Source organism: Cohnella thermotolerans DSM 17683 (genome assembly GCF_000429825.1).
In the GTDB taxonomy this organism is placed as follows: domain Bacteria; phylum Bacillota; class Bacilli; order Paenibacillales; family Paenibacillaceae; genus Cohnella; species Cohnella thermotolerans.
This window is the reverse complement of record NZ_KE386963.1, coordinates 21,049-38,998: the sequence shown is the minus strand read 5'-3', so window position 1 is coordinate 38,998 and position 17,950 is coordinate 21,049. Positions and strand designations below refer to the sequence as shown.

The 17,950-nt window shown below is 60.4% G+C and carries 14 protein-coding genes; 9 read left to right on the top strand and 5 right to left on the bottom strand.

The genetic code is table 11. The annotated features are described in order from the left end of the window. Positions 1 to 415: 415 nt before the first annotated feature. Both G485_RS0122785 and G485_RS0122780 read left to right on the top strand, forming a co-directional pair. Entirely contained in the window at positions 416 to 625 is a 210-nt protein-coding gene (locus tag G485_RS0122785) for a YwbE family protein (RefSeq protein ID WP_027094434.1), read from the top strand. A 101-nt stretch (positions 626 to 726) separates the two neighbouring features. Beyond that, positions 727 to 1,593 (top strand): AraC family transcriptional regulator, encoded by an 867-nt coding sequence (locus G485_RS0122780; protein ID WP_035157813.1) that lies wholly within the window; start codon positions 727 to 729, stop codon positions 1,591 to 1,593. 42 nt (positions 1,594 to 1,635) lie between these two features. Here the strand turns inward: G485_RS0122780 and G485_RS0122775 are convergent, their stop codons facing one another. Further along, complete coding sequence (locus G485_RS0122775) at positions 1,636 to 2,328, bottom strand: DUF421 domain-containing protein (protein ID WP_027094432.1); 693 nt, start codon at positions 2,326 to 2,328, stop codon at positions 1,636 to 1,638. A 298-nt stretch (positions 2,329 to 2,626) separates the two neighbouring features. On the opposite strand from G485_RS0122775, the gene G485_RS0122770 reads away from it, so the two are divergent. The 3 genes from G485_RS0122770 to G485_RS0122760 all read left to right on the top strand — a co-directional run bounded on the left by G485_RS0122770 (position 2,627) and on the right by G485_RS0122760 (position 7,787). Beyond that, the gene (locus G485_RS0122770) at positions 2,627 to 4,978 is read left to right on the top strand and encodes a type IA DNA topoisomerase (protein ID WP_027094431.1); all 2,352 of its coding nucleotides are present in this window, start codon (positions 2,627 to 2,629) and stop codon (positions 4,976 to 4,978) included. A 78-nt stretch (positions 4,979 to 5,056) separates the two neighbouring features. Next, on the top strand, positions 5,057 to 6,439 hold the full coding sequence (locus G485_RS27885) for an MFS transporter (protein WP_084423459.1): 1,383 nt from the start codon (positions 5,057 to 5,059) through the stop codon (positions 6,437 to 6,439). A gap of 415 nt (positions 6,440 to 6,854) precedes the next feature. Continuing rightward, positions 6,855 to 7,787, top strand: coding sequence for a polysaccharide deacetylase family protein (locus tag G485_RS0122760; protein ID WP_035157811.1), 933 nt, complete (start codon positions 6,855 to 6,857; stop codon positions 7,785 to 7,787). Positions 7,788 to 7,817: 30 nt separating this feature from the next. Here the strand turns inward: G485_RS0122760 and G485_RS0122755 are convergent, their stop codons facing one another. Further along, on the bottom strand, positions 7,818 to 8,696 hold the full coding sequence (locus G485_RS0122755; protein WP_027094429.1) for an AraC family transcriptional regulator: 879 nt from the start codon (positions 8,694 to 8,696) through the stop codon (positions 7,818 to 7,820). A gap of 126 nt (positions 8,697 to 8,822) precedes the next feature. Between G485_RS0122755 and G485_RS0122750 the strand changes: the two genes are divergently transcribed. Continuing rightward, complete coding sequence (locus G485_RS0122750) at positions 8,823 to 11,693, top strand: family 78 glycoside hydrolase catalytic domain (RefSeq protein ID WP_035157808.1); 2,871 nt, start codon at positions 8,823 to 8,825, stop codon at positions 11,691 to 11,693. A 48-nt stretch (positions 11,694 to 11,741) separates the two neighbouring features. On the opposite strand, the gene thrC is transcribed toward G485_RS0122750, so the two are convergent. Further along, positions 11,742 to 13,130: a threonine synthase gene (gene thrC, locus G485_RS0122745; protein ID WP_027094427.1), complete on the bottom strand. Its 1,389-nt coding sequence runs from the start codon at positions 13,128 to 13,130 to the stop codon at positions 11,742 to 11,744. Between the two features lie 199 nt (positions 13,131 to 13,329). On the opposite strand from thrC, the gene G485_RS0122740 reads away from it, so the two are divergent. Continuing rightward, positions 13,330 to 14,070 (top strand): Bax inhibitor-1/YccA family protein, encoded by a 741-nt coding sequence (locus G485_RS0122740; protein WP_027094426.1) that lies wholly within the window; start codon positions 13,330 to 13,332, stop codon positions 14,068 to 14,070. Positions 14,071 to 14,141: 71 nt separating this feature from the next. Continuing rightward, entirely contained in the window at positions 14,142 to 14,315 is a 174-nt protein-coding gene (locus G485_RS29565) for a hypothetical protein (protein WP_240489247.1), read from the top strand. A 71-nt stretch (positions 14,316 to 14,386) separates the two neighbouring features. Here the strand turns inward: G485_RS29565 and G485_RS0122730 are convergent, their stop codons facing one another. Both G485_RS0122730 and G485_RS0122725 read right to left on the bottom strand, forming a co-directional pair. Next, positions 14,387 to 15,283: an IS3 family transposase gene (locus G485_RS0122730; RefSeq protein WP_156922555.1), complete on the bottom strand. Its 897-nt coding sequence runs from the start codon at positions 15,281 to 15,283 to the stop codon at positions 14,387 to 14,389. Beyond that, positions 15,262 to 15,939 (bottom strand): helix-turn-helix domain-containing protein, encoded by a 678-nt coding sequence (locus G485_RS0122725; protein ID WP_027094424.1) that lies wholly within the window; start codon positions 15,937 to 15,939, stop codon positions 15,262 to 15,264. The genes G485_RS0122730 and G485_RS0122725 overlap by 22 nt, the downstream gene beginning before the upstream one ends. Positions 15,940 to 16,426: 487 nt before the next feature. On the opposite strand from G485_RS0122725, the gene G485_RS0122720 reads away from it, so the two are divergent. Further along, positions 16,427 to 17,899 (top strand): PTS mannitol transporter subunit IIBC, encoded by a 1,473-nt coding sequence (locus G485_RS0122720; protein WP_084423457.1) that lies wholly within the window; start codon positions 16,427 to 16,429, stop codon positions 17,897 to 17,899. The last annotated feature ends 51 nt before the right edge of the window (positions 17,900 to 17,950 follow it).

Here is a 17,950-nt window from a genome sequence, read left to right as displayed (position 1 = left end):
GCCGAACGTCGGCCCAAGAGGCTCAGATTCTGAGCTGCATTCGCTGATCTCGCCGAGCAGGTCGGAACCGAAACCCAGTTCATCATGGGTTACGCTTACACCATCGCCCAACGGACACCCGTAGTTTGATCGGACATCTTGAACAAGTGAAAATGAAAATCGGCAAACTGCCGCAAACGGTCATTGCGGAGGCCGGATAGGGTAGCGAAGAAAATGAACAAGCGTGTTTATGAAGGCGACGCTTGTGGCGATTGCCCTCGCAAAGAACCGTCATCCCAAATCGAATAGGTGCCGGATCGTTACTTGAGCTGATTCGGCGTCGGAGCCGGTTCCCGGATGTCGGGGATCGGCTTTTGTACGAAGCGGCGTTGTGGTACACTGAGGCAAATTGCGCAGGATTGCAGGTGAAGACAGCATGGCAGGGAGCGGCAAAAACCGCAGCGACGTCCGGCCGGGCATGCGGGTGGATATCGTCCTGAAGAAGGACCAGCGTACGGGCGCGCTTACGCGGGGCGTGGTCAAGGACCTTCTGACGAACTCGGCCTTCCATCCGCACGGCATCAAAGTACGGCTGACGGACGGACAAGTAGGCAGAGTTCAGGCGATCCTAGGCGACGAGGAATGAGGAATGAGGAAGCGGCAGACGCCGGGCAACCTGTTCGGGGAAAGCAAGCAATGACAGGAGCGTCCGTTCGTTCGGTGATAGGATGAGAAGCACGGGAGGGGATGCGGTTGGAATGGTTCGACCGGATGAAGAACGCGCTCGATAAGCTGGAAGAGACGATGGAGGACCGCCTGGATATCGAGGAGATCGCCAGGGCAGCGTATACGTCTCCGTTCCATTTTCAGCGAATGTTCCATATGCTGACCGGCATGACCGTGGCCGAGTACGCCCGGAAGCGCAAGCTGACGCTGGCCGCGCAGGAGCTGGCGTCGTCGTCCGCCAAGGTGCTCGACGTCGCGCTGAAGTACGGCTACGACTCGCCGGAGTCGTTCGCGAAGGCGTTCCGCAAAGTTCACGGCATTTCGCCGTCCGAAGCGCGGCAGCCAGGCGTCCGTCTCAAGGCTTTCCCCCGCATCTCCTTCCACCTATCGCTGAAGGGAGACAAGGATATGGATTATCGGATCGTAGAAAAGGAAGCGTTTACGGTACTAGGCAGGACGATCGACGTCTCGTGCCGGGACGGCCAGAACCTCCGGGACATTCCGAAGTTCTGGCAAACTTGCCATCAAGACGGAACGGCGGCCAAGCTCGCTTCCGCCGCGGCGGACGACGTTCTGTTCGGCATCTGCCTCGACATGCAGCCGAATCAGGAGGACTTCACTTATATGATTGCCTGCCGCCCCGAAGCGGACGTGCCCGACGCCGGCTTCTCCGTTCGAACGATACCGGCGGCAACGTGGGCGATCTTCCAAGTGGTCGGCCCGATGCCCGGCGCCATTCAGGAGGCTATCGGGCGCATTTTCCAGGAATGGTTCCCCTCGACGGGCTACGAGCATTCGGGCGGACCCGAGCTGGAAGTGTACCCGCCGGGCGACGCTTGGGGAGAAGATTACCGCAGCGAAATCTGGATTCCGATCGTCAAGAAATAAACGCGAAGGCCGGCTGCCTCTCTGGCAACCGGCCTTCCGACTCTATCGCTTCGTCCGTTTCTTGGCTACGTATACGGTGCCGTCGCTCTCAAGCTCCGCGTAAAACACCTCTTCGACCGAACGCACGCCCGACTTTTCCAACTGCCGATTCAGCCATTCGCGGTCCAGCCCCCATTCCTTCAGGTTTTGGGCGACGACGTTGCCGTCGACGATCAATTCCGAAGGCAGAAAAGTGCGCGGCCGAGGCGCGATTTGCATGTCCTTCTTCGTGACCGGTTCCTCATCCTGCTTCTTAAGCACGCTAAGCTTGCCGTTCGGCTCGAAAATGGCGTAATCGACCTCCCGGATGGAGAACACATTTTTATCCCGCAGCAGCATCGTCAAATCGTCCATGTTCAGCTTGGATGATCGGATGGCCCGTTCGACGAGCCGGCCGTTCTTGATGACGATCGAGGGTTCCCCGTCCAGCAGCACCCTCGCCCTGGGCGACTTGAGGCTGACCTGCTCGACGGCCATCGTCAGCATCGCCCAGACCGTTAATCCGGTCAGCCCCGCGAGGACGCTGACGTCGCGTTCGACCACCAGTTCGCCCGCGATATTGCCGAGCGCAATTCCCGTAATATAAGTGAAAAAAGTGATTTGCCCGAGCTGCTTCTTGCCGAGCAGCCGCGTTAGAAGCAGCAGGAACGCAAACCCAAGCAGCGTTCGGAGCGTCGTGATCCCTATCGTCTCCATGCGTCATCTCCAGACCCATACATGCCTCGTCCCCGAAAGATAGGAACGTCTGCATTATTTTGCCCGTCGTCGCCCTGGAGGATACGTTGGGAACGAACGGCCCCGACGGCGAATCCAGCCGTCCATGCGGAGCCGTTCGGATTCCTGTGCTTTGCAGGCTCCCTGCCCTTTTGTCTCACGAATGCAGCCGGAAGAGGAAACTGCCGGGCCGGGGACAAGCCCGAATGTGATAGAATGGAGGTAACGGACGAACGAACGACGATTCATCGAGAACCATATCCCGAAAGGAACGTGCCCTGTGAAAACGTTGGTCATCGCGGAGAAGCCGGACATGGGCCGCAACATCGCGTCGGTCATCGAGCCGAAGGCGAAGAATATGCGGAATTATCTGGAGGGAGAGCGTTATATCGTCACTTGGGCGATCGGGCATCTGATCGGGCTCGCGGAGCCGGATCGCTACGACGAGAAGTACAAGAAGTGGAACTTCGGCGATCTACCGATCATTCCCGAGGAGTTCAAGCTGCTGCCGAATCCGAAGACGAAGGATCAATTGAAGGTCATCAAGGAGTTGGCGGCGCGTTGCGATACGATCGTGAACGCCTGCGACGCCGGGCGGGAGGGGCAGCATATTTTCTCGCTCATCCGCCGGCATCTGAAGCTTCCCCATCCGGTTCGCCGGCTGTGGATCTCCGACCTGACGGCGGAGACGATCCGCCGGGGGTTCGAGGAGCTGAAGGACGAAGAAGAATACGCGAATCTCACCGAAGCGGCGCGGGCCCGGAGCGAAGCCGACTGGCTGATCGGCATGAACGGCTCGAGGGCGTTCACGACGAAGCATAACGAGCTGCTGTCGGTTGGACGGGTGCAGACGCCCGTGCTGGCGCTGATTTATGACCGGCAGAAGCAGATCGAGTCGTTCGAGTCGCAGAAGTATTACGAGGTCGGCGCGGTTCTCGAGCAGGGAACGACGGCATACCGCGGTTTGTGGCAGGGCGATCGGATGACCGACGAAGCGAAGGCGCAGGCCATCGCCGCGAAGGTGAAGGGCAAGACCGGGAGGATCGAGAGCTACGAAGTCAAGGACACGAAGGAGTACCCGTTCAAGCTGTACGATCTGACGCTGCTGCAGCGGGAAGCGAACGGCAAATACGGCTTCTCGGCGAAGAAGACGCTGGACGTGGCCCAGGCGTTGTACGAGAAGCACAAGGTCATCTCGTACCCGCGGACGAACTCGAACTACGTCAACGAGCAGAACATCCCGGAGATGCACCGCATTCTCGATTCGCTGCGCGGGGCGCCCGAATACGAAGGCATCGTCCGCGGAGCGGAGAAGCGGTTCGTGCACAAGAACAACAAGGCGGTGTGCAATCCGGCCAAGGTGGAGGACCACCACGCGATCATGCCGACGATGAAGAAAGCGGGAGCGCTCAGTCCGGACGAGCGGAAAATTTACGATCTGATCGTGCGGAGGTTCCTGTCGCATTTCTACCCGGCGGCAGAGTACAAGGTGCATACGGTGCTGACGGAGGTGGAGGAGGAGCGCTTCAAGACGACGATCAAGCAGCTGTTGTCGCTTGGCTGGAAGACGATCTACGCCGACCAGGGCAAAGAGGACGGCGAGTCTTCCGCGCGCAAGGGGCGGAGCAAACCGTCCGACGAGCAGGAGCAGGAGCCGGTGGAAGAGGAGGTGACGGACGGCGTTTTCGAGCTGGACGCCTCGCAGCCCGTTCTCTGCGCGGACGCGGCCGTGAAGGCGAAGGAGACGCAGCCGCCGAAGCCGTTCACGGAGGGCACGCTGCTCAAGGCGATGGAGAGCGCGGGCAAGCAGGTCGAGGACGAGGAGCTGCGCGAAGCGATGAAGGACAGCGGCCTCGGCACGCCCGCGACGCGGGCGGCGACGATCGAGCGGCTGAAGAACGTCGGGTACATCGACATGCAGGGCAAGAAGATCGTCATTACGCCCAAGGGGCGCACGGCCGTCGAGCTCATCCGCGGAGCGGGCGTGGAGCTGCTCACGTCGCCGGAGATGACCGGCGCTTGGGAGAAGCGGCTCAACGAGATCGCGCGCGGGCAGGCGTCGGCGGAGCAGTTCATGAACAATGTGAAGCGGTTCACGGTGCAGATCGTCGACAAGGTGCGCGTTCAGCGGCCCGCAGTCAAGAGCGCCTTCGCGCGGCCGGAGAAGCCGGCGCGGGGCTCCCGCCGCTCCGGCGGAGCGGGCGGCGGATCGGGCGCTGCCGGCGCGCCCGGCAAGGCGGGCGGCGGCAAGAGCGGCGCGGGCCGGGGCCGGGCCGGCAGCGCGGAAGGGCGCGGCGCCGCGGCGACGGCTGTGGCCGCGCGAGCGCCTGCGGCGGCGACGGCCGAGGGCCAGGGGCCGGCCGTCGTGGGCACGTGCCCGCGGCCGGGGTGCGGCGGGCAGATTTTTCTCGGCCGCAGAGGGTACGGCTGCAGCCACTACAAGAGCGGATGCTCCTTCGTCATCTGGAAGGAGAGTCTCGGCCGGACGCTCACCGACGCGATGGCGCGCAGCCTCGTGACGAAGGGCAAGACCGGCAAGCTCAAGTTCAAGGACGCGTCGGGCGCAACCTACGACGCGCGGATCGTGCTGGCGAACCCAAGCACGGGCGAGCTGGCTTTGGAACGGGAATAAAGTTGAGCCTGCCTACGCAATCGCAAGAGTTTGTTTCCTCGCAAGCTGCCTTTTACTATGGCGATGGGGGGCAAGTCGATGAGCAGGAAGCTTCTCAATTCCCCAGCCGCATACGCGCTGGGCATGTTCGCCATGATGGTGCCGAGCCAGGCGTTCAGCTCCTTCTACAGCTATTATTATGTGGAAAAGCTCGGCCTCGGGGTCGGGCTTGCCACGGTCGCCCGCACGATCTACCTCGTCTGGGACGCCGTCAACAACCCGATGGCGGGCTATCTGTCCGACCGGACGAACACCCGTTACGGCCGCCGGCGGCCCTGGATTTTCGCCTCGATTCCGTTCTTCATGCTCTTCTTCATCCTGGTGTTCTCGGCCCCGCGCGGGCTGGGGGATACCGGGCTGTTCGTCTGGTTTCTGACCGCGCTCGTGTTGTTTGAAAGCGTATCCACGCTGTTGTGGGTCAACTATGGCGCGCTCTTCCCGGAACTGTTCCGGGGCGAGCGGCTGCGGGCGAAGGCGTCCGCGATCCAGCAGGGATTCCAGATCGGCGCCGTTCTGATCGGCACCGCGCTGACCCCGATCGTCTACAACGCCTTCGGCTTCGGCCCGATGGCCGTTCTGTATGCGGCGGTGTTCGCGATCTTCATGCTCTGGTTCGCGTTCTCGGTGCGGGAGAGCGAGGAGGCTCGCAAGGAAGCGCCGCTCCCGCTGCGGGAGGCGTTCCGCGAGACGCTGAAGAACAAGCCGTTCTGGACGTTCAACATCGCCAATTCGTTCGCCCAGACGGTCAACGGCCTGCTCGGTTCGATGATTCCTTTCTACGCCAAGTACGCACTCCATATCCCCGAGAATCAGGTGTCTATCCTGCTCGCTTCCGTCTTCGTGTCGATCATCCCGCTCGTCGCGGTCTGGTACGTCATCGTCCGCAAGCTGGGCGGGCTCCGCAGCTGGCAGCTCGCGCTTGCCGTTTACGGGCTCTCGGCCGTGCCGCTCTGGTTCGGACAGAACCTCGGGGGCGGCGTCGCGGCCGGCATTGTAGTCGGCTTCGGCATGGCCGGCTTCCTCGTCACGCCCGCCGTGCTGAGCGGCCGGATCATCGACCTCGACGCGGAGAGAACGGGCCGCCGAAGGGAAGGCATCTATACGGCGGTCGGCGGCTTCATCACCCGGTCGAGCGGGCTCATCTCGGCGCTGGCGTTCTGGGTCGTCGGGACGATCTTCGGCTACGTCAGCGGCGACGAGCCCGGGCCGCGCCCGGAGACGACGTTCCGGGTGCTGATCAGCGTCGTTCCGCTCATTCTGCTGGCCATCTCGTTCGTCACTTCCTTGTTCATGAAGGATCTGGGGGCTCCGGGCGAAGGCCCGCCCGCAGGGGCGGTCGGCGCAACGCCAGGACTGGGCGGCGGCGGCAAGGCGAAGGCGGATGGGGGAACCGTGAGCCTGGACGCCGGACCGAGCAGGTGAGCCGGGGACCTGGTTCAGACGCCGAGACTCTTCCGGCGAACACTCGGCCGCAACAGCCAATGTGGCTCAGCTTCTGAGACTCTTCAGCGAAGTTACGGCCGTATCCGCCAATGTAACTCAAATGCTGAGACTCTTTTGCGGATGCTCGGCTACAACGACCAATGTAACTCAAATGCTGAGACTCTTCGGAGAACTTTCGCCCGATACGGCCAAAGTAGCTCAGATGTTGAGGCTCATTAGCAGACGTTCGGTTGAAATAGCCAAAGTAGCTCAGACGCTCAGACGCTGAGACCCTTCCGTCGTACACTCGGCCGCAACGGCCAAAGTGGCTCAGTTTCTGAGACTCTTCGGCAAACTTTCATTCGCAAAGTACACGATTGGACGCTGGAGCGTTGGACGGATCGGGAGAAGGGGGATGACTGTGGTCAAAAAGCTCATTCTGAACTGCGACGATTTCGGGCAAAGCCCGCCGGCGAATCAAGCGATTATGCATCTGCTGGAGGAAGGCAAGGCGTCTTCGGCGACGATTATGGCGCCGGCTCCGGGGTTCGCCGAGGCGGCCGAATGGTGCCGCAGGCGCGGTGCGGCCAACGTGGGGTTGCACTTGACGTTCACGAGCGAGTACGATGCCGTTCGCTGGCGAAGTCTGACCGGCGATCCGTCGCTGCACGACGAAGAGGGATTCATGTACCGGACGGTCGAGGAATTCGAGCGGCAGGCGGACCCCGGAGCGGTGCGGCGGGAGATTCGCGCGCAATTTGAGGCGGCCCGGAGGGCGGGACTCAACCTGTCGCACGCTGACAATCATATGGGCAGCCTGTACGGGCTCGCGACGGGACGAAGTTATCTGCCCCAGGCGCTCTGGCAGTGTTCCCGACGCAGGCTGCCGTTTCGATTGTTCAGGCGTTTCTGGCCGAAGGATGCGCTCAATGCGTCGGTAGCCTCGCAGGACGGGGCGCAGCGAATGCTGGATACGGTCGTCGCACTCGCGGATGCGCTCGGCGTCGGCTTGCCGGATTACCTGCTCAGTCATCCCTATCACGCGGAAGCAGGCGAGACGTACGAATCGTTCCGGCAATCGATGATCGCGAAGCTTTATGACCTCCCGGATGGCGTCAGCGAGACGTACGTCCACCCGGCGCTCGACGACGAACGGCTCGGGAAGCTTATTCCTTCCTGGGAGAAAAGAGTCTGGGAATACCGCCTTCTGCTGGACGACGATTTCTCCTATGCGCTCAAGGACGCGGGGGTCGAGCTGACCGATTACCGTTACGTCGGACGCATCCGCCGTCCCCGGCTTCCGGCCGCCGCGCGGCTGGCGAAGGCTCTGCTGCCGCGCGGCGGCTAAACGGGGCCAAAGCCACAAGCCCCCGTCCGCTCACCCATTCCGGTAAGTCCCGGGCGTTTGGCCCGTCCGCTGCCGGAACAACCCCGAGAAAAACTTTTTGTCCTGATACCCCACCGCCTCGGCGACCTCCTGAACGGTCATCCGCGTCGCGCGCAGCAGCTCGCAGCTTCGCTCGATGCGAACATCCTGCAGGTAGCGAGTGAAGGTCGTGCCGGTGGCCGCGGCGAACATCCGATGGAAATGCCGCTCGCTCACCCCGGCGGCTTCCGAGGCTTGGCGGACGGAGAGGGGAGACGCGTACTCGCGGTGCACAAGGTCGAGCGCATTCGCCACCAACCGGTCTCGGGGAGGGACAACCGGCTTTCCCTTCTCCAGACCGGCCAGATGCCGTTCCAGCTCGGTCAGCAGCATGAGGAACAGGCCGTAAATCCGGGCAACAAACCCGATCTCCCGCAAGCGAAACTGCTCATAGGCATCCTTGAAAATGGCATGCACCGCCCCCGAAGCGTCGCGAAACGACGTCCACCCGGGCGAGCCGGGCCGCAGATTGAGCCGCTGCAGCGACAGCGGCAGCTCACGGAGTCCCGGGAACCCTTCCAGATCGCGAGCGACCTTTTCCGCCATGAAAATGAAGTTGTACACGACGAGCGGATGCCGGCGGTCGGTCGAGCGGGGGCGGAACACGTGCGTCGTGCCGAGCGGAATCGCGAACACGTCCCCGCGGCGGACCGGCAGCGTCTCCTCGCCGATGTAGTGGAATCCGCCGCCTTCCGCGACGTAGCAAATTTCCGTAAACTCATGCTCGTGCAAATGCAGCTCGTACGACTCGGACACCCGATTGACGTAGAAAGGCAGCTCCCCGTCGAAATACAGATGAGCCGGCGTCCGTTCGGCCGGTTTCCGGACCATGGCATCCGCTCCTTCCTTTTCACCTGTCAGAATACCCCCGATCGATGGCGCGATCAACCCTTTTTTGCCCGGTTCCGGCCGCTAGAATGAGAGTGAAAGCCATTTCAACTGACGAGGGTGAAAAGGATGGCCGATCGGGCATGGACGGCTTCGTGGATTTGGGGCGGCGAGACGGAGAGCCCGCGGAACGAGTGGCGCTGCTTCCGGCGCTCGTTCGAATGCCCCGCCGACTTCGGCGGCGAGGCTCGGCTGCATATTAGCGCGGATTCCCGCTACGTGCTGTACGTCAACGGGGAACGGATCGGACGGGGCCCGGTTCGGTCTTGGCCGAAGGAGCAATTTTACGACACGTATGAGGTCGGGAGCCTTCTGCGAGCGGGGGCGCCGAATACGGTGGCGGTGCTGGCGCTGCACTTCGGCGTGTCCAATTTCTATTATTTGCGGGGAAAAGGCGGGCTCATCGCCGAGCTGGAGGCGGGCGGCCGCCCGCTGCTGGCGACGGACGCGTCGTGGCGCACGCGGAAGCTGGCGGGCCAGGCGTCCGAATCGCCGCGCATGTCCTGCCAGCAGGGCTTCGCGGAAGCGATCGACGCCCGGGAGGCGGACGGCGACTGGACCGAGCCCGCTTACGACGATGCGGCGTGGGCGCCCGCCCGCCCGGTCGGGCCGGCCGGGACCGCGCCGTGGCTGCGGCTCGTGCCGCGCGACATTCCGTTCCTGACGGAGGAGAAGCTGTATCCGTCCCGGGTGCTGTCCGTCCGCCGCGTGAAGGCGCCGGCCTACACGGCCGCCCTCGATCTCCGCAACCAGATGGTGCCGGAGAGCGCGAATCACGCCAATCCGATCGGCTATTGCGGCTATCTGGCGACCGTGCTCCGGATGGAGCGAAGCGGCCGGGCGACCATCGGCTTCCCGGGCGGCGCGAAGCCGGGAGATCTGTACGTCGACGGGCGGAGGATCGAGTCGTGGAGCGGGCGGGTGCCGGAACGCTACTACGAGCTGAACCTGGAAGCGGGCGACCATCTTGTCGTCTACGACGTAACGTCAACCGACCACGGCGGCAGCTTCCATATCGGCATCGACAGCGAAGTTCCTTTCCAATTAACGAACCCGCTCGGTGAAAAAGAGACGTCCGTTCCGCTGGCGACGGCGGGGCCTTTCGACCATACCGAGCATATCGATTATCTCCCGGGCCGGGAGGTGCGCCGCGACCATCCGGACTACGCGAGCCTGAAGCACGCTTCAACGGTGCAAGAGCTGCTGGCCTACCGGTCTTGGCTCCGCCCGGTGGAAGCGGGCTTGTACACGGAGGCCGACGCGTTCGGCTCCAGCGTCTGGCGAACCGTCGCGGAGAAGCGCGCCGTGCCCGCTTCTCTCGCGAACGCCATTCTGCCCGTGCCGGAGCCGGCCGTGCTGCCGTATTTCAAAGACGGCGACTGCGAGTTAACGATCGACTTCGGCAAGGAGCGTTCGGGCTTCGTCGGCTTCGAGATCGAAGCGCCGGCGGGCACCGTCGTCGACTTGTACGGCGTCGAATACTTGCGGGACGACTATATCCAGCACACGTACGGCCTGGACAACACGGTCCGCTATACGTGCCGCGAAGGCCGGCAGTGCTACTTGTCGCCCGTGCGGCGTGGTTTTCGCTACCTGATCGTGACGGTAAGAGGTGCCCGGGACCCCGTCAAGCTGCACGAAATCTACATCAACCAAAGCTCATACCCCGTAGCGGAAAACGGCGACTTCCGCTGCTCCGATTCGCTGCTCAACGAAATTTGGGAGATCAGCCGGCATACGACCCGGCTGTGCATGGAGGACACGTTCGTCGACTGTCCGGCATACGAGCAGGTGTTCTGGGTCGGCGACAGCCGCAACGAAGCGCTGGTCAATTATTACGTTTTCGGGGCTACCGACATCGTGAAGCGCTGCCTGAACCTCGTTCCGGGCTCCGCCGACCAGACGCCGCTCTATCTGGATCAGGTGCCCAGCGCCTGGAACAGCGTCATCCCGAACTGGACATTCTTCTGGGCGATCGCCTGCCGGGAGTTTGCCGCCCATACCGGCGACCTGACCTTCGCCCGATCGATATGGCCGGCCGTGCAGCGCACGCTGAAGCACTACCTGACGCATCTGAACGCGGACGGCCTGCTTGCGATCCGAGGCTGGAACTTGCTCGATTGGGCACCGATCGACCAGCCGGGCGACGGCATCGTAACGCATCAGAACCTGTTCCTCGTCAAAGCGCTGCGGGATGCCGCGCAGCTCGGCGAACTCGCCGGCGCGCAGGAGGAGGCCGAAGCGTTCAGGGACAGCGCCGACAAGCTGTTGCGGGCGATTCAAGCGCACTTGTGGGATGAGCCGCGTCAGGCTTACTTGGATTGCATTCACGCGGACGGAAGACGGTCCGAGATCTTCAGCATGCAGACGCAGGTCGTCGCTTACCTGTGCGGCGCGGCCGAAGGGGACCGGCGCGAGACGCTGGAGCGCTATCTCGTCTCGCCGCCGCCGGAATTCGTGCAGATCGGCAGCCCGTTCATGTCGTTTTTCTACTACGAAGCGCTCGTCAAGTCGGGCCGTTATGAGCGGATGCTGGACGACATTCGCAAGCAGTACGGCAGCATGCTGGCGCACGGCGCGACGACCTGCTGGGAGATGTACCCGAACTTCGCGGAGAACCGGGCCGACCCGGATATGCTGACCCGCAGCCACTGCCATGCGTGGTCGGCCGCGCCGGGTTACTTCCTCGGCGAGAGCATCCTCGGGGTCAAACGGCTGGACGACGGCTGGCAATCGGTCGAGATCGCCCCGCAGCCTTGCGGCTTGACCTGGGCCCGCGGCTCCGTTCCGCTGCCGCAAGGCGGCCAAGTCGCCGTAAGCTGGCGGGTCGACGGCGGCCGGATGAAGCTGCGGGCCGAAGCGCCGGAAGACGTGCGGCTCAGCGTGCGCTGGCCGGAAGGCATGGAAGGGGAAGCGGAGCAGGCAACCTATATTCGCTAAAGAGAAAGGGGCGGCCCCCGCGGACTGCCCCTTGCATTTTCTTATAGCTTAAAAGAACTTCAGCAGCTCCGCCTTCACCGCTTCGTTCGAGCCGCCGACCAGCGTCTGCCGCTGCGGCTTGTCGAACAGCGCCTCAATTTGCGGCGGGAACGTCTGCTCGATCTGGAGAAGCTCGATCGCTTCGTTGAATTTGGCCGGGTGCGCCGTCGCCAGCGCCACGGTCACCTCGCCGTCGCCCGCCAGCCTGTCGGCCGCCGCGACGCCGCAAGCGGTGTGCGGATCGAGCAAGTAACCGTACTCGTCGTGATATTGGCCGACCGTGGCGAGGCACTCGTCGTTCTGCACGCCGTAAGCGGCGAAGTCGGCCTGCACCTGCCGCAGCTTCTCGCCCGGAACGACGATCTTGCCTTCCTTCTTGAAGCCTTCCATCAGCGCCGAGACGGCCGCGGCGTCTTCCCCGTACAGGTAGTACAGATAGCGCTCGAAGTTGCTCGCCACCTGAATGTCCATGGACGGGCTGTACGTCATATGGAACTCGCCCGGCTCATAGACGCCTTCGCGCACGAAGCGTTCGAGAATGTTGTTCTCATTCGTCGCCAGAATGAGCTTGCCGACCGGAAGTCCCATTTTCTTGGCCAAGTACCCCGCGAAGATGTCTCCGAAATTCCCCGTCGGCACGCTGAAATTGACGGGGCCTGCCTGGCCTTGATTCTCAAGCTGGAAGTAAGCGTAGAAATAGTAAACCGTCTGCGCCAGCACGCGGGCGATGTTGATGGAGTTGATGGCGCGCAGGTGATATTTCTGCTTGAACGGCACGTCCGCGAACAGCTCCTTGATGATGCGCTGGCAGTCGTCAAAGTTGCCGTCGACGGACAGATTCAGCACGTTGGCGTCGTCCACCGTCGTCATTTGCAGCTCCTGCACCTTGCTTACCTTGCCGTGCGGATGAAGAATGCAAATCCGGATGCCTTCCTTGCCGCGAACGCCCTCGATCGCCGAAGCCCCCGTGTCTCCGGAGGTCGCCCCGAGAATGTGGATGATGGAATTTTTCCGGCGCGAGATGTAGGCGTATAAATTCCCCAAAAATTGCAGGGCGATGTCCTTGAACGCGAACGTCGGCCCGTGGAACAGCTCGAGAATATGCAGGTTGTTTTTCACCCGGCGAACGGGGGTCACGTGCTCGTCGCGGAACGTCGCGTAGCTGTCGTCTACGAGCTTCTTCAGGTCTTCGCGCGGGATTTCCTCACTCATATAAAGCGAAAAGACTTCAAGCGCCAGCTCCGGATACGAAAGCCTCCGCCAGTTGGCGAGCGTGTCTGCCGATACTTGCGGGATAGTCTTCGGAACGAGCAGGCCTCCGTCGTCGGCCAGTCCCATCAGGACGGCATCGATGAACCCGATCGCCCCTACTTTCCCTCGAGTGCTGATGTAATCCATAACGATCCCCTTGTGCAAGCGATTTTCAATTATTGTATCAAAAAATGCGCCTGATTTCGAACCCGGTTTTGGGGGCCGATCACCCCATCTTTCCGTCTTCGGGTCGCCGGCTATTCGGCAGAGAAGAGGAAGCATCTGGGAGAAACGAACGGGATATGCTACAATCGGGACAGTATACTGAAACGGAGGGGATCGAACATTGATCGGGCGCAGCGGCAATCCGACCTTGAATGAGAAGACGTTCGAACGGACGGGAAGGTATTTGGGATCGTCGGGCATGACGATCGAAGGCACGGTCAATAAGTCGTTCATCGTGCTGGCTTTGCTTCTGGGCGGCGCGTTCGTGACGTGGTCGCGGTATTTCGACGGAGAGGACGTGTCGGGCTACGCGATCGGAGGCGCGGTCATCGGGTTTGTTCTGGCTCTGGTCGTCAGCTTTAAGCCGAAGACGGCGCCTTATCTGGTGCCGGTGTACGCGGTGCTCGAAGGAGTGTTCCTCGGCGCGCTGTCCGCGACGTACGAAGATCTGTACCATGGGATCACGCTTCAGGCCGCGCTGTTGACGATGGGCGTGTTCATCGCCCTGCTGCTGGCTTACAAGACTAGAATCGTCAAGGCGACGGAGAACTTCAAGCTGGGCGTGTTCGCAGCGACGGCCGGGATCGCGCTGGTGTATCTGATCAGCTTCATTCTCGGCCTGTTCGGCGTGACGGTTCCGTACCTTCACGACAACAGCTGGATCGGCATCGGCATCTCGCTCGTCATCGTCGCGGTCGCGGCGCTGAACCTCGTTCTGGACTTCGATTTTATCGAGGAAGGGGCGCGTCGGGGCGCTCCCAAGTATATGGAGTGGTACGGGGCGTTCGGCCTGATGGTGACGCTGGTCTGGCTGTATGTCGAGATGCTCCGCCTGCTCGCCAAGATTTGGAGCCGGGACTGACCGGCAAGCAAGGCAATCGCAGACGAAGGCCGCCTGTCAACAGGAGGCCCTCTGCGCCGGGAAGCGAACGCGTGCTCTCGGAGACGGCGGCAGGATTCGGCGAGCTTCATTATCCGCTGTTCTTGGAGCTGCTGGAGCGGCACAAGCCGCACGGCTTCGTGACGCTGGAAGCGGTGGACGAGGAGCGGATGGCGGAGGCGGCCCGATTCGTTCGGGAAGGCCGGGCGGCAGCGAGAACCCGGTAAGGTTGAAGAGGCTCTCCCTTGGCAGGCTGAACTGCACCCCGTCAAGTAGACAGTAAAAAAATAAAAATCAGTTAAGCGGCCTTGGTCCTGAATTCCATAGGACTGAGGCCGTTTAGTTTTGCCTGCAATCGCTCGTTATTGTAAAAGTAAATGTAGGCATCAATGTCTTTTTTGAGTTCCTCAAAGGTACTGTATGTATGCAAATAATACCTCTCGCATTTCAGGTTTCCCCAGAATGCTTCCATTGGACCGTTATCGATACACCTGCCAACCCGGGACATGCTCTGGGTTAGTTTGTCGGCAAAGAGCGTTTTGAACCTTAAAGAGGTATACTGAAAGCCCCGGTCGCTATGAAGCATGGGCGTGCTCCCCGGTGCCGCTTGCAAAGCCAATTTCACCGTTTGGAATACAAGACTATTGTTGTTGGAATGCCCTAAAACATAAGAGACAATCGTGTTGTCATGAAGATCGAGTATCGCACTTAAATACGCCTTCTGAGCACTACCGTATTTCAATTCCGTTACATCGGTTACCCATTTCTCATTCGGTGCTTCTGCGTGAAACTGGCGGTTTAACAGGTTCTCGGCCACTTGCTGCGGGGCTGAGCGCGCGTATCTCTTTCTCTTCCTGCGGATCACCGACTGGATTCCCTTCAGCTTCATTAGACGCCGAATACGTTTGTGGTTTATCTGTTGCTCGGTCTGTCGGCGCATATGCAGTGTTAATCGGCGGTAACCGTAGATGCCGCCAACCTTTTCGTACAGCGCGGTCATGACATCCATCAGATGCTGGTTTTCCAGCTCGCGGGAACTGGGTTTGCGATTCAACCATTTGTAATAGCTCGACCGTGGAATCCCGGCGATTTCACACAAAAGTTGCACACTGAATGGTCCTTCTTGCTGAACCGCTTGAATGGCAAGGTAGACATTCTCCTGTCGGTGTTGGCTTAGCGTCGCCTCCTTCCGAATTCCTGTAACTTTTTTAAGAAAGCATTCTCCGCCCGAAGCCGCTCATTTTCATACTCTAGCTTCTTCATCGCGAGCCTGTGGCGATCCACTTCAGTTAACTCCTCGAGCGCTTTCTTTCGACCTCGGCCATCCTGCAGCGCATCCTGACCGCCAGCTTCATATTTCTTTACCCATTGATACACTTGTTGGTAGGAGACCTGGTACTGGTCCGCCGTCTTCCGGTAGTCATGGTGATGTGCAAGACAATACAAAACGATATCGATTCGTTCTTCCCAAGTTGTCGAACGCCCCTTGGTCATAGCTTTTGTTCCCCCTCCATAGGTTTGCAAGCTGCTATGACCATTATACTTCTTCACCCAGTTAGAGAGTTGGGTTCGGCTGGCGATCTTGTACTTATCGATGACTTGATATTGGGACAATTCCCCGTAGAGGTAATCGGTCACCGCTTGCAGCTTAAGCTCGGCTGAATAACTTCGATTGCGAGTTTGTCTCTCTAACCCTTCGTACCCGTACACCTCATAACGACGTCGCCATTTCACCAAGGTGGTTTTGGGAATACCGTATTTTTTAGCTGCAGCCTTAACGCCGATCTGGCCACTTTCGATTTCCTGTAGGATGGCGAATTTCTCCGACGCACTATATTGTTTATTAGGCATGAAAAAAGCTCCCTTTACAGCAGCAGGTTTTATTATTTCACCTGTCTACCTTAAGGGGAGCATATCAGGCAGGGGGGGAGCCTCTTGTCTTTGCATGAAACAAACAAAGATCCAAAAGCATCCTAACAGAAAATGGAAAACCGGCGGAAGCAGGCGATTGTTTGTGAGTGGCGCTGCCGTAGTTTCTTGATGTAAATGTTTCCTTTTTGTTGGGAAACGTTACCGGAAGACATGCAGGGAAGCCGATGATCGTCAAGCCGGGAATGGGCTGTTAAACCGCACTGCCCGTCCATTCCGGCGCCGATTGCGGCGCTTATTCGGAAGGAATAAATTGGCGCCGACAGAAGAACAATAAATCTTGTCAACAGCCTTCATGACGAAAGCTGGTTTTCCTTCGATTGATATTGTAAGCGCTTCACCATTAAGATAGATTCAGATTTCAATCATACTCACAGCGATGTGAACACAATAAAGGAGGAAGTTATACATGAGTCAAGCGGTTAACCCGAACGCCGCTTCCGCCTCTATAGGTTCCGCTGAGGAAGGACGCGTGAAGATCGCAGTTCAGCGGTTCGGACGGTTCCTCAGCGGCATGGTGATGCCTAACATCGGCGCGTTCATCGCCTGGGGGCTCATCACGGCTTTGTTCATCCCGACGGGGTGGATTCCGAACGAGAAGCTGGCTACGCTGGTCAGCCCGATGATCACTTATTTGCTGCCGCTGCTCATCGGGTATACTGGAGGACAGATGGTTCACAAAACGCGGGGCGGAGTTATCGGCGCCGTCGCCACGATGGGGGTCATTGTCGGCACCGACATTCCGATGTTCCTCGGGGCGATGATCATGGGTCCGCTCGCCGCGTGGATTCTGAAGCAGTTCGACCGGACGATCGACGGCAAGATTCGCTCCGGCTTCGAGATGCTCGTCAACAATTTCTCGTCCGGCATTATCGGCGGCTTGCTGGCGATCGGCGCGTACAAAGGGGTCGGCCCGGTGGTCGAAACGATCAGCAAAGCGCTGGCCAACGGCGTGGAATTCCTCGTCAATCACCACTTGATTCCACTGGCGAACATTCTGATCGAACCCGGCAAGGTGCTGTTCCTGAACAACGCGATCAACCACGGGGTGCTCAGCCCGATCGCGCTGGAGCAGGCGTCGCAGACCGGCAAGTCGATGCTGTTCATGCTGGAGTCCAACCCCGGTCCGGGGCTTGGCATCCTGCTCGCCTACTGGTTGTTCGGCCGCGGCATGGTGAAGCAATCGGCTCCCGGAGCCGTAATCATCCATTTCCTGGGCGGCATTCATGAGATCTACTTCCCGTATATTCTGATGAATCCGCGCCTTATCCTGGCCGCAATCTGCGGCGGCGTCACGGGCACGCTCACCTTCTCCGCCACCGGAGCGGGGCTGGTCGCCACTCCATCGCCCGGCAGCATCTTCGCTTATATCGCGATGGCTCCCAAGGGCGGCCTGCTTCCGGTTCTGAGCGGCGTGGCGACGGCAGCGATCGTCTCCTTCCTGATCGCGTCCGTGCTGCTGAAGACCAGTCGTCAGACGGCGGAAGGCGATCTGGAAGCGGCTACCGCCAAGGTGCAAGAAATGAAGGCGCAGTCGAAAGGTCAAGCCGTCGCCGTAGCGACTCCGGCCAACACGGTCGTGAAAGCGAATTCGGAAGTGAACAAAATCGTGTTCGCCTGCGACGCCGGCATGGGTTCCAGCGCTATGGGAGCTTCGATTCTCCGGAAGAAGCTGAACAAGGCGCAGGTTCCGGTGAAGGTGACGAATACCGCAATAAACGATATTCCTGCGGACGCCGATATTGTCATCACCCATAAAACGTTGACCGATCGAGCAAAATTAAAAGCGCCGGACGCGGAGCACATTTCCATCGACGACTTCCTCAAGGCCGGAGAGTACGATGTGCTCGTAGAGCGTCTTGGACGCAAAGATACCGATTAATGAGCTGTGGCGCAGCGCTGACGAATTTCCGTCGGCGTTTCGTCCATTTCT